Here is an 11,882-nt window from a genome sequence, read left to right as displayed (position 1 = left end):
TCACAAGAGACCGAGGGTATTCACGGTGGGCCCTGCGGGGATCGAACCCGCGACCTGCGGATTAAAAGTCCGTAGCTCTACCAGCTGAGCTAAAGGCCCATGCGAAATATAGTAGCGGGCCACATGCGCGGGGCGAAAATTGACCGACGCACGCAACCAAACGCCCGCGCTACCAGCATGAACCAAACGGGGGTAGCGCGGGCGAAAGGGCTCACCTACTTCTGCATCGTGCCCGTCTCCATGATGCGGTTGTGGAAGTCGAAGGCGTGGCGCAGGTCGTGCGGGGTGGCCTGGTACTTGCACTTGGCAGCCTGCTCGACGTACTCCTCAAGCAGCGGGCGGTACGACGGGTGGGCGATGGAGATCATCTTGGCCACACGGTCGCGCGGAGCCAGGCCGCGCAGGTCGGCCACGCCGTACTCGGTAATGAAGACCATGGCGTCGTGCTCGGTGTGGTCAACGTGCGAGACCATCGGCACGATCGCGGAGATCGCGCCGTCCTTGGCCACCGACGGGGAGATGAAGGAGGAGATGTAGGCGTTACGAGTGAAGTCGCCGGAGCCACCCAGCGCGTTCATCAGGCGGGAGCCGTTGATGTGCGTGGAGTTCGCGTTGCCGTAGATGTCAGCCTCGATCATGCCGTTGGAGGCAATCAGGCCCGTGCGGCGAATCACCTCCGGGTGGTTGGAGATGGACTGCGGGCGCAGAATGATGGACTCACGGTACCGCGCGGCCTCCTCGTTCATCTTGTGCGCGTAGTCCGGGGAGAGGGAGAACGAGGTCGCGGAAGCAACGGTCATCTTGCCCGCGTCGATCAGGTCGACCATGCCGTCCTGGATCACCTCGGTGTAGGCCTGGATGTTTTCAAACTTGGAGTCCATCAGGCCTGCCATCACGGCGTTCGGGACGTTGCCCACGCCGGACTGCATGACGTAGCCGTCGTACGCCAGGCGGCCGGCCTTGACCTCGTTCTCCAGAAAGTCCAGGAAGTTGCCGGCGATCTGCTCGGAGATCTCGTCCGGGGCCTTGAACGGGGCGTTGCGATCCGGGTCGTTGGTGTGGATCACGGCGACGACCTTTTCCGGGTCGATCTCGATGAAGGAGGTGCCGATGCGGTCGCCACACTTGGTAATCGGAATCGGGATGCGGTTCGGCAGCGCCGGGACGGTCCAGATGTCGTGCATGCCCTCAAGTTCCTCGGACTGCCACTCGTTGACCTCAATGATGATCTTCTTCGCGGCGTTGAGGAACTCCACGGAGTTACCCACGGAGGACGACGGGACGATGTTGCCCTCCTCCGTAATACGGACTGCCTCGACGATGGCCAGGTCGACCTCGCCAAAGAAGCCCTGCTCCACCATCATGCCGGAGTGCGAGAGGTGGATGTCCTGGAACTTCATCTCGCCGGCGTTGATCTTGCCGCGCATGGTCGGGTCCGACTGGTACGGCATGCGGTAGCGCAGCGCGCCCGCCTCCGCCATCACGCCATCGCACTCCGGTGCCGTGGACGCGCCCGTGTAGACGTCAATGCTGAAGTCCTGTCCCTTGTCGTGCGCAGCCTTCGCCTTCTCTGCGATGACGCCCGGCATGGCCTTGGGGTAGCCGGCGCCGGTGAAGCCGGACATGCCGACCTTGTCGCCGTGGTTGACAAACTGGCCCGCCTCCTCGGCGGTCATGACCTTGTCACGAAGCTTTGCGTTGGCGATACGGTCGCCCATGTTCATCCCTCACTTGTGTTCGTCGGTACGGAATAACAACTCCACTGTATTGTGACCTAGCCCGCATTGCCAGCACGTGAGCGCGCACACCTCTCCACTTCACATCACCCCAAAAATTGGTATTACCAGCAGCTTCGCAGGTCGCGGGGGCTTCAGGACGCTTATCGACGCCACACCACCCCCACAAACCAGACCCCTCATCCCCCGACGTCACCCCCAAAGGGGGTGGAACAGTACGCACTGCGACCCCTCTCGCAGCCACGCCACAGGGCCACCAACGAATTGCGCTTATCCCCTCCCAACAGGAACAATAGAGAACCATGACAGCACCGACGACCAGCGCAGGCCCCGCGCTACGCATCGGCGGGATGGACCTGGACTCCCCCGTCATCCTGGCCCCCATGGCCGGGGTGACCAACATGCCATTTCGCGTCCTGTGCCGCGAGATCGAGCAGGAGCTCACCGGAACCAGCTCCGGGCTCTACGTCTGCGAAATGATCACCGCGCGCGCCATGGTGGCCCGCAACCCGAAGACACTGCACATGACCACCTTCGCGGACGTGGAGACGCCGCGCTCGATGCAGCTCTACACCGTGGACCCCAAGTTCACGTATGACGCGGTGCGCATGATCGTGGAGGAAAACATCGCCGACCACGTCGACATGAACTTCGGCTGTCCCGTCCCCAAGGTCACCCGCAAGGGCGGCGGCTCCGCTATCCCCTACAAGCGCCGCCTGTTTGGCAACATCGTCGCCGCCGCCGTGCGCGCCACCGAGGGAACCGACATCCCCGTCACCGTGAAGTTCCGCGTGGGCATTGATGCTGAGCACCACACCCACCTCGATTCTGGCCGCATTGCCGCCGAGGAGGGCGCGGCCGCCGTCGCCCTGCACGCCCGCACCGCGGCGGAGCGCTACTCCGGCACCGCGCACTGGAACGAGATCGCCCGGCTGGTCGAGCACATGGACGGCACCGGGGTGCCCGTCATTGGTAACGGCGACATCTTTGCTGCCGGCGACGCGCAGCGGATGATGCAGGAGACCGGCTGCCACGGCGTCGAGGTCGGCCGCGGGTGCCTCGGAAGACCGTGGCTGTTCGCCCAACTCGGCGCGCAGCTACGCGGCGAAGAAGTCCCCGCGGAACCGACGCTGGGCAAGGTTGTCGGGATCCTCTACCGTCACGCGGAACTGCTGGCGGACCACGACGGCGAGGAGCACGCCTGCCGCGACATCCGCAAGCACACCGGCTGGTACCTGCGCGGATTCCCCGTGGGCGGTGAGTTCCGCAAGGAGCTCGCGCAGGTGACGTCACTCGGCCAGCTGTGGGACCGGCTGGCACCGATTGCAGATTCTGATGCGAAGGCGGAGCAAGCTGACAGCGCGCGCGGCCGCCAGGGCGGGTCCTCCAAAGTCGCGCTGCCAGAAGGATGGTTGGATGATCCCGAAGATGACGCGGTCCCACAGGGCGCGGAAATTGAAAACAACGGCGGGTAGCCCGGAGGCACCGAACGCACGCGAGCCCGAGGAGCCCTCGGAGCACGCCGCGCCTGCCCACGCAGGCGAAACGGGTGACGGGGGTGACGGTGGCGTCGATAAGCATGACGGCCCGCCCCAGCTGCGGACCGCGTACCGCGAGCACCTCGAGGCGTTCAACGCGGACCTGCTCGAAATGTGTGACCGGGTGCGGGCGGCGATGGCGCAGGCCTCCGAGGCCTTGCTCCACCAGTCCCTCGAGGGCGCGGAGGATGTGCTGTCGCAGGTCGACGCACTGCGCGAGCTCAAGACCCGGTGCGAGGAGCGCGGCATGAGCCTGCTTGCGCTCGAGAGCCCCGTGGCTTCTGACCTGCGGCAGGTGCTGTCGTCGATCTACATTGTGGAAAACCTGTCGCGCATGAGCTCCCTCGCCATGCACGTGGCCACGCTCACGCGCGCACGCCACCCGGATGCCGTAGTGCCCGGCCCGCTCGCCGGCTTCATGGAGGAGATGGCGCGGCTCTCCGACGCCATGGTGGCCCAGACCCGCGAGCTCCTCCTCCACCCCGACGCGGAGTGCGCGGCGCAGCTGCACACGATCGACGAGGACATGGACGACATGAAGGCGTATCTACTCAACCTGGTCACCGCCCCGGAGTGGGAGTACAGCAACCGGGAGGCCGTGGATGTGGCCATGGTGGTGCGGTACTACGAGCGCTTCGCCGACCGATGCGTCAACGTGGGCAACCGCATTGTCTTCCTGGTCACGGGGCTGCAGCCGGAGCAGTACCGGGAGCAGCGCGACGGCGACTACGACTTGAAGGAAAAGTTCGCCACGATCGAGCGGCGCTTTACCCGCAAGTAGTACCGAGACATGCGACGGCGCCCCGGATTGCTCCGGGGCGCGGTACTTTCTGCAGGGACTGTCGGCCCTTAGCCGAAGCGGCCGGCGATGTAGTCCTCGGTCTCCTTCTTCTCCGGGTTTTCGAAGATGGTGGTCGTGTCGTTGAACTCGACCAGGTTACCCGGCTTGCCGGTTGCCTCGAGGGAGAAGAACGCGGTCTTGTCGGACACACGGGCTGCCTGCTGCATGTTGTGGGTCACGATGACGATTGTGTAGTCGGCCTTCAGCTCGTGGATGAGGTCCTCCACCGCGAGGGTGGAGATCGGGTCGAGCGCGGAGCAGGGCTCGTCCATGAGCAGGACCTCGGGGCGCACAGCGATCGCGCGGGCGATGCAGAGGCGCTGCTGCTGGCCGCCGGAGAGGCCGCCGCCCGGCTTGTCCAGGCGGTCCTTAACCTCGTCCCACAGGTTCGCGCCGCGGAGGGACTCCTCGGCGACCTCCTTGAGCTTCTTCTTGTTCTTCTCGCCGGAGAGCTTCAGGCCGGCGACGACGTTGTCCTCGATGGACATGGTCGGGAACGGGTTCGCCTTCTGGAACACCATGCCGATGGTGTTGCGGACGGACACCGGGTCCACGTTCTTGCCGTAGATGTTGTGGCCGTCGAGCAGGATCTCGCCCTTGACGCTGGCCTTGGGGATGACCTCGTGCATGCGGTTCAGAGTGCGCAGCACGGTGGACTTGCCGCAGCCGGACGGGCCGATGAAGGCGGTGACGGCCTGTGCGGGGATCTTCATGTTGACGTCGCGGACGGCGTGGAAGTCGTCGTAGTAGATGTTGACGTCGTTGAGTTCGAGCTTAGACATCGGGGATTCTCCTCAGATGATGGTTGTGTGGGGCGGTTACTTCTTCACGGAGTACTTCTTGGCAATCGCGCGTGCGAGCAGGTTGAGCACGACGACGATGACTACCAGGGTGAGGGCTGCGCCCCACAGGCGTTCTGCGGCAAAGCCGGTTGCACCGGACTTCCACATTTCGAGCATGAACAGCGGAAGCGAGGACTGCGGCTCGCCGAACAGGCCGAACCAGTTCAGTGCCGGGGTGGAGCCGACGAGGATCAGCACCGGAGCGGACTCGCCCATGACGCGGGCCACTGCGAGCATGATGCCGGTGACGATGCCGGACAGGGCGGTCGGCAGCACGATGCGCAGGATGGTCTTCCACTTCGGCACGCCGAGCGCGTACGACGCCTCGCGCAGGTCCATCGGGACGACGCGGAGCATCTCCTCGGTGTTACGCACCACCAGCGGGACCATCAGCAGGATCAGGGAGAGCGACACGGCGAAGCCGGAGCGCTCCATGCCCAGGATGGTGATCCAAAGTGCGTAGATGAACAGCGCGGCGACGATGGACGGCACACCGGAGAGGATGTCCACCATGAAAGTGGTGAGCTTGCCCAGTTTGTTGCCGTTGGAGTATTCGACCAGGTAGACGGCGGTGAACACGCCGATCGGGATGGAGATCAGCGACGCGATGAGCGTCTGCATCAGCGTACCGGCGATTGCGTGGAGGGCGCCGCCGCCTTCCTTGGACATGCGGACGCCGACCATATCGTCGGTCCACCAGCCAAGGTCGAGCACCGCGGGGGCACCGCGGAGGATCACGGTGATCAGGAGCCAGAGCAGCGGCACGAGCGCGATGATCATGCACAGCCACATCAAGCCGCCCATGACGGAATTCATGGTCTTACGGCCCGAGGAGATGTCGGTGAAGGGGTTGTCTTTCGCGGAGCGAGTGCTTTCCGACGCCACGTTGGCCGTCGCGTTGCCCGCGCCCTGAGCACCGGCGTTGTTGGGAACTGCTGTAGACATTCGCTTGCCTGCCTTACTTCTTGTTGACGATCGCGCGGGCGATCGAGTTGACAACAAAGGTCAGCACGAACAGGACAAGGCCTGCCGCGATGTAGGCACCAGCAGAGATTGGGTTGTTGAACTCTGCGGATGCGTTCGCGATGGCGGTAGCGAAGGTGGTGCCACCGTCAAAGAGCGAACCACGGAAGTCATTGGCCGGCGCGACCACCATGTAGAGCGCCATCGTCTCACCAAGCGCGCGGCCGAGGCCGAGCATGGAGCCGGCGATGAAGCCGGAGAGGCCGAACGGGATGACGGTCATGCGGATGACTTCCCAGCGCGTTGCGCCGAGCGCCAGTGCGGACTCGATCTGCCCCGGAGGGGTCTGGACGAAGATCTCGCGGGCAGTGGCCGCGATGATCGGCAGGATCATGATGGCCAGGACGATGCCACCGGTGAGCATGTTGCGGGCCGTGGAGAACGGCGGGGAATTCTGGTAGGTGGCGAACAGGAAGAAGCCACCGCCCCAGGAGTTGATCCACTCGTAGAACTTGCCCAGGGCCGGGCCGAGCACCTGCGCGCCCCAGAGGCCGTACACGATGGAGGGGACCGCGGCGAGCATGTCCACGAGGGTGCCCAGTGGGCGCACCAGGTTCTTCGGCGCGTAGTTGGAGAGGAAGAGCGCGATGCCGAGTGCGACCGGCATGGCGAGGATCAGCGCGATGAGCGAGATCATCACGGTGGAGAAGAACAGGTTCGGGATACCGAACTGCATTGCGTCCAGGTTGGCAGTCTGCCAGTTGCCGCCGTAGGTGAAGAAGCCACCGACGCCGCCTTCGTTTCGGCTCAGCGGCGGGATCGCCTGGAGCACCAGGAACAGGCCGATCGCGATGATGATCACGGTGATCAGCGTTGCCGAGGCGGTCGAGAGGAATTCAAATACGCGGTCGCCCGGGCGCTTCACGCCCGCGCCGGAGGTCGTTTCCACCGGGGCCGCCTTGGTGGTTTGTACCGGCGTACCGGTAGCGGACTGGACCTCGGGCTGCGCAGGCGCAGCCGTCGACCCCGCTCGGCGGTCGTCCGCCGGAGTCAGTTCGTTGTCAGCCATGGTTACTGGTCCTTATATGGTTGAAAAGAGGGGGAGCCAAGCTCCGAATGTTCAATTTTTTGGTAACGGTTTGCACACTTGGTGTTAACCGTGCCCTCACATGGGCGTGCCCCCCGCAACGGCATTCGCCGCGTTGGGGGGCACCACACCGCCAAGTGGCTTACTGGATGGCGTTGACTGCCTCGCGCAGGCGCTCAGCGTGTGCGCCGGCGACCGGGATGAAGCCCTCAGCTGCGAGCTCGTCATCCTGGGAGTCCAGAGCAACGTTCAGGAAGTCCTTCACCATCTTGGAGGTGGACTCGTCGTAACCAGCGGAGCAGACGATCTCGTAGGTGGTCAGCACCAGCGGGTATGCGCCCTCTGCGTCGGTCTTGAACAGCTTGTCAGCGTCGACGACCATGTTGTGACCCTCGGTCTTGAACTCCAGGGTGTCCAGGGTCTTCTCAATGGACTCGTCGGTCAGCTCGACCGGGCCGGAGCCGAAGTCGATGTTGGCCTTCTTGTCAGCGAAGCCAGCCTCGACGTAGGTGATTGCGCCCGGGGTGTTGTTGACCTCGGTAGCAACGCCGGAGGAGCCGTTCGCACCGGTACCGACCTCGCCCGGGAAGGACTTGCCGGAGCCGGTCCACTTGCCGTCCGAAGCAGCAGCCAGGAACTTCTGGAAGTTGTCGGAGGTGCCGGACTCGTCAGAGCGGTAGAACGGCTTGATCTCCTGGTCCGGCAGTTCAGCGTCCGGGTTGGACTCGGCCAGAGCCGGGTCGTTCCAGTTGGTGATGTTGCCCTGGAAGATGTCGACGATGTTGTCGACGGTGAGGTTCAGCTCGTCAACGCCGTCCAGGTTGTACGCGATGGCAACCGGGCCGATGACGAACGGCAGGTGCCATGCCTCGTTACCACCGCAACGCTCAGCGGCAGCCTCAACCTGGTCGTCCTTCAGCGGGGAGTCGGAGCCAGCGAACGCAGCCTGGTTAGCGATGAAGTTCTTCTGGCCGGAGCCGGAACCGGTGGCGTTGTATGCCAGGGTCGCGCCCGGAACTTCCTCGGCGTAGCGAGCTGCGAAGTAGTCCATTGCGTTCTGCTGAGAGGTAGCACCCTCGCCGACCAGCTGGCCCGTCTGGCCGGAGAGCTCTGCGCCGGCACCCTCGGATTCGGAACCCTCAGCGGCGGAGGAAGCCTCGGAGGAGGTGTCGGTGGAGTCAGAGTCAGAGGAATCGCCACAAGCGACGAGGGCTGCGGAGGAGACTGCGACGGCGCCGATGATGGCGGCGGTGCGCTTAAAGTTGCGGTTCACGGGATACCTTTCCGGTGCTTAGTTAGTTACCACTCGAGCATCGGTGCCACTCTCGGCCGGTTTTGCCCACAGCGAGGTGGACGAAACTCTTTCCGATTACTCACGGTTACTCAACCTAGAAGTCAGCGGTTAACCCCAAGTGTCTGGTTTGGTAAACAGTCGGTGAACTTCGCCAACACGCCCGAAAAAGCCTGATAAAACACTGCAGATGCGATGAATGTCACACACTCAGGGGTTGACTCACGCCCCCTTAGCCCCACTAGCAACAGCAGTTACGCGCTTTCCGACGCCCCGCCGTACACCACGTGCCGCTCCGCCACAGCAAAGCCGAGGCCCTCGTACCGCGCCACAGCCGGCGCGTTATCCGCCTCCACGTACAGGATGACGCGCTCCCTCCCCTCCCCCACCAAGTGGGAGAGTGCAAGCTGCATCAGCGGGGCGCCGAGCCCGCGGCCACGGTAATCATTGGCCAGGCCGACGACGTACAGCTCGCCCGTACCGTCCGGGTGCACCTTGGTCCAGCTGAAGCCCGCGAGCTCGTCCCCGCAGGAGAGGAACCAGACCCCCTCCGGGTCAAACCACTCCGCCCGCATCGCGCGGTGGAGACGCTCCAGGTCCCACCCGCCCTGCTCGGGGTGCCAGGAAAATGCCTCGTTGTTGACGCGCAGCCACTCGCGCTCGACCGCGTCCTGCTCGCCCGCCGCTTTCGCGCTGGCAAGGGTGCGTGCCTGGTAGCCGTCCGGGAGCGTGAGCTGCGCTGCGTCCCGCAGGTGGTCCCCCTCGCACGCCATGACCAGGAGCTCGCGCGTGGACTTCAGCCCCAGCGACTCCGCCAGGGCGCGCGCCCCCGGCAGATTGCCGTGCGCCCACAAGCCGGCGTCGGGGCGCTGCTCGAGCACCCGGCGCGCCAGCTCGGCACCGATTCCGCGGCGGCGGACCTCCGGGTGCACCACCAGCTCCGTGGAGCCGTCCGGGGCGATGGAGGCCAGGCCCGCGAGCCCACCGGGTACGTCGGTGGAAGGGGTGGTGAGGAGGGAGTGGTTGAGGGTGGCGTCGCTAAGCGCCTGCTCGAATGCCTCGGAGAAGGGGGCGACCCCGTCGGCGTCGGTGGCTGCGTGGAGGATGGTGCTGTAATCGTGCATGGACCCAGGCTACGGTACAAGTATGCAATTGAAGCGAAGTGCGGCTGTCGGGGTCGCGGCGATCGCGCTGCTGGGCTACCTCGCGGACACGGCGGCGGGGATGCGCGCCGAGCAGGCACTCTCCGCGCGCGCCGCTGAGCTGGGCGAGCTGTCCACCGCCCCCGCTGCGTATGTCGGCGGCCTGCCTTTCGGCCGCACCGTACCCCGCATCACAGTCGACGCCCTGGATGTGCCCGTTGCCGGCGTCGGCGTGGGCAACGTGGGCGTCAAGCTTGTCGACGTCACCCTGCCCCACCCCCGCACCGCGCACCTCGTGGACGACCTGCCCGGCGCGAAGGCGAGCCTCGTGCGCCGCATCGTCCGGCTCGACGGCGTGGCCTTCGGGCAGCTGCTGGGCATGACGAACCTGGACATCGCGAGCCCCTACGACATCTCCCCGTCCGGCGGCGGCGCGAGCGAGGCGCGGCTGACCGGCACGATCCCGGGCACGGAGGACCCCGTGACGGTGGTGGTGACGCTGCGAATCGACGGCACAAAGTTTGTCATGCGCCCGAGCGAGCTCGTGGACGTCCCCCCAGAGCTCACCGACCGGGCCGTAGACACGTTCAGCCTGGAGCGCGATACCCGGGACCTGCCGCTCGGTGGCCCCGCCGACTGCGTGCAGCTCACCGGCGGATCGATCGAGTTTTCGCGGGACCGTATTAATACCGTCGTGGAGGAGACGGACCTTACCCCGCTCCTGCGGGACCCGTCGACGGACGAGGGCGCCCGGCAGGCGGAGGATTCGCCGCTGGCGTCGGACGCGGAGGATGCCTCGACAGGCTAAGCAGGCGAGGCAGGCGAGGCAGAGTGCGGTCGCGGCACGCCAGCGACTACCCTGGCTGGCATGGCTGATACAGAGAACACCACTCCCGAGAACACCGGCTCGCTCAACGGCAACGACGCCGTCAACCTGGCCGCGGAGCAGTCGAAGAACACGGCGCACCGCAACATCCCGGCGCTGGGCTTTGAGGACTTCCCGCTAGAGGAGGACACGGCGAACCTGCGCCAGGGTCCGAGCCTGCACGACGGGCTGCTGGCGCTGTTGCCGCTGGTCGGCGTGTGGACCGGCACCGGCCAGGCCAACGACAACGGCGAGGAGTACGCCTTTGGCCAGCGCCTGGTGATCTCTCATGACGGCGAGAACTACCTGCGCTTCGAGTCGCGCATCTGGCGCATCGACGAGGACGGCAACGCCACCGGCGCCGACCAGCGCGAGGTGGGCTTCTGGCGCATCTCCCTGAAGGACGAGATCGAGGTGACCCTCACCAACTCCCGCGGCCTCGTCGAGGTGATGTACGGCGAGCCGGTCAACGAGCGCGCCTGGCAGCTGCAGAGCGCCACCACCCTGGCCACCGAGTCCGGCCCGAAGCAGCACGGCGCGGGCAAGCGCCTCTACGGGCTCATGCCCAACAACAACCTGGGCTGGGTCGACGAGCGCGCCGTCGGCGGCGAGATGGTTCCCTACATGTCCGCCGAGCTCAAGCGCATCGCCGGCTAAGCCCTATCCAGCGCGGCGACGATCAGCTTTTGCACCTCCGCCGCGTTGTCCGGCGCCGGCAGCTTCTTCCCGTTCAGCTTGCGCACCCGCGCGTACATGCGCGTGGAACTGACCAGCCAGACGGATTCCGCCTTGAACAGCTCACTGAGGTACATGTCCTTCTGCTTACACTTCCACCCCTTCTTCTCCGCGTGCGCGAACAGCGCCGCTTGGGTGGTGCCGGGCAGGATCCCCGGTCCCGGCTTCGGGGTGCGCAGCCGCCCGCCCTTCTTCACAATCACCACCGTCGAGGTCGCGCCCTCCAGGACACGGTCCGTCTCCGGATCGATATAGATGACGTCGTCGTACCCCTCTCCGCGGGCCCACCGCAGCGCCGCCATGGACGCCGCGTAGTTCAGCGTCTTCGCGCCCACCCGCATCCAGGGGACCTCCGCCTCCCCGCCTTCGCCGCGGTTGATGGTGTAGCCGCGCGGGGTGGTCACCACGCTCACCCCGTTCTTGCGCTCCTCCAGCACCGAGTCCGGGATCGGCCGGATGGTCAGCCAGGCGGTGGGCACGCCGGTAGTCTCGCGCCCGCGCGACATGGTCCAGACGCACTTCGCGTCCACGTCCTGCGCAGCAAGCCCACGTTCACGCACGTAGTCGGCCACCGCCTCCCGGGTCGCCTTAATCCAGTGCTCCCTGCCGGGGTCGGGCAAGTCGAGAGTGGCGGCGGAGCGCCGGAACCGCTCCACGTGCTGCTCCAGGTTCGCGGGCTCGCCCTTGCGGATGAGGATCGTTTCAAAGATCCCGTCGCCGCGCGTCACAGCCGCGTCATCCCAGAAGATGTGGGGCGTGTTCGCGTTTTGTCTGCGCACGGAGCCGCCGAAGGGCTCGACGAGGTAAATGACCGGAGCGGGTGGGAGCATTGATGCCATACT

The 11,882-nt window shown here is 65.6% G+C and carries 11 protein-coding genes and 1 tRNA gene; 4 read left to right on the top strand and 8 right to left on the bottom strand.

Annotated elements, in window-relative coordinates; all coding sequences use genetic code 11:
- Positions 1 to 26 precede the first annotated feature (26 nt).
- Positions 27 to 99 (bottom strand) — tRNA-Lys (locus tag FPP74_RS09445).
- A gap of 116 nt (positions 100 to 215) precedes the next feature.
- A complete protein-coding gene (locus tag FPP74_RS09440) occupies positions 216 to 1,718 on the bottom strand; it encodes an acetyl-CoA hydrolase/transferase family protein (RefSeq protein WP_144718188.1) in 1,503 nt (500 codons plus the stop codon).
- Positions 1,719 to 2,038: 320 nt separating this feature from the next.
- Between FPP74_RS09440 and dusB the strand changes: the two genes are divergently transcribed.
- Positions 2,039 to 3,211: a tRNA dihydrouridine synthase DusB gene (gene dusB / locus FPP74_RS09435; RefSeq protein ID WP_122085311.1), complete on the top strand. Its 1,173-nt coding sequence runs from the start codon at positions 2,039 to 2,041 to the stop codon at positions 3,209 to 3,211.
- 121 nt (positions 3,212 to 3,332) lie between these two features.
- A complete protein-coding gene (locus FPP74_RS09430) occupies positions 3,333 to 4,055 on the top strand; it encodes a PhoU domain-containing protein (RefSeq protein WP_095547925.1) in 723 nt (240 codons plus the stop codon).
- Between the two features lie 68 nt (positions 4,056 to 4,123).
- Here the strand turns inward: FPP74_RS09430 and pstB are convergent, their stop codons facing one another.
- The 5 genes from pstB to mshD form a co-directional block, all read right to left on the bottom strand.
- Positions 4,124 to 4,897 carry a phosphate ABC transporter ATP-binding protein PstB gene (pstB, locus tag FPP74_RS09425; RefSeq protein WP_095278685.1) on the bottom strand — a complete coding sequence of 258 codons (774 nt, stop codon included), beginning with the start codon at positions 4,895 to 4,897 and terminating at the stop codon, positions 4,124 to 4,126.
- 36 nt (positions 4,898 to 4,933) lie between these two features.
- Positions 4,934 to 5,773 carry a phosphate ABC transporter permease PstA gene (gene pstA / locus FPP74_RS09420; RefSeq protein WP_233127033.1) on the bottom strand — a complete coding sequence of 280 codons (840 nt, stop codon included), beginning with the start codon at positions 5,771 to 5,773 and terminating at the stop codon, positions 4,934 to 4,936.
- Between the two features lie 142 nt (positions 5,774 to 5,915).
- A complete protein-coding gene (pstC, locus tag FPP74_RS09415) occupies positions 5,916 to 6,989 on the bottom strand; it encodes a phosphate ABC transporter permease subunit PstC (RefSeq protein ID WP_144718186.1) in 1,074 nt (357 codons plus the stop codon).
- Positions 6,990 to 7,149: 160 nt separating this feature from the next.
- Positions 7,150 to 8,280 carry a phosphate ABC transporter substrate-binding protein PstS gene (gene pstS / locus FPP74_RS09410; protein ID WP_122085313.1) on the bottom strand — a complete coding sequence of 377 codons (1,131 nt, stop codon included), beginning with the start codon at positions 8,278 to 8,280 and terminating at the stop codon, positions 7,150 to 7,152.
- Between the two features lie 272 nt (positions 8,281 to 8,552).
- Positions 8,553 to 9,422 (bottom strand): mycothiol synthase, encoded by an 870-nt coding sequence (gene mshD, locus FPP74_RS09405; protein WP_144718183.1) that lies wholly within the window; start codon positions 9,420 to 9,422, stop codon positions 8,553 to 8,555.
- A 22-nt stretch (positions 9,423 to 9,444) separates the two neighbouring features.
- Here mshD and FPP74_RS09400 point away from each other — a divergent pair, with 22 nt between their 5' ends.
- Together FPP74_RS09400 and FPP74_RS09395 are read left to right on the top strand one after the other, a co-directional pair.
- A complete protein-coding gene (locus tag FPP74_RS09400) occupies positions 9,445 to 10,248 on the top strand; it encodes an LmeA family phospholipid-binding protein (RefSeq protein ID WP_186439425.1) in 804 nt (267 codons plus the stop codon).
- Between the two features lie 60 nt (positions 10,249 to 10,308).
- Positions 10,309 to 10,962 (top strand): FABP family protein, encoded by a 654-nt coding sequence (locus FPP74_RS09395; protein ID WP_095278690.1) that lies wholly within the window; start codon positions 10,309 to 10,311, stop codon positions 10,960 to 10,962.
- Here FPP74_RS09395 and FPP74_RS09390 read toward each other — a convergent pair.
- Positions 10,959 to 11,870 carry an aminodeoxychorismate lyase gene (locus FPP74_RS09390; protein ID WP_370511804.1) on the bottom strand — a complete coding sequence of 304 codons (912 nt, stop codon included), beginning with the start codon at positions 11,868 to 11,870 and terminating at the stop codon, positions 10,959 to 10,961. The genes FPP74_RS09395 and FPP74_RS09390 overlap by 4 nt on opposite strands.
- Positions 11,871 to 11,882 lie beyond the last annotated feature (12 nt).

Source organism: Corynebacterium sp. NML180780 (genome assembly GCF_007786415.1).
Lineage (GTDB): Bacteria > Actinomycetota > Actinomycetes > Mycobacteriales > Mycobacteriaceae > Corynebacterium > Corynebacterium gottingense.
The sequence above is the reverse complement of the archived record's forward strand: the minus strand, read 5'-3'. Positions and strand labels throughout refer to the sequence as shown.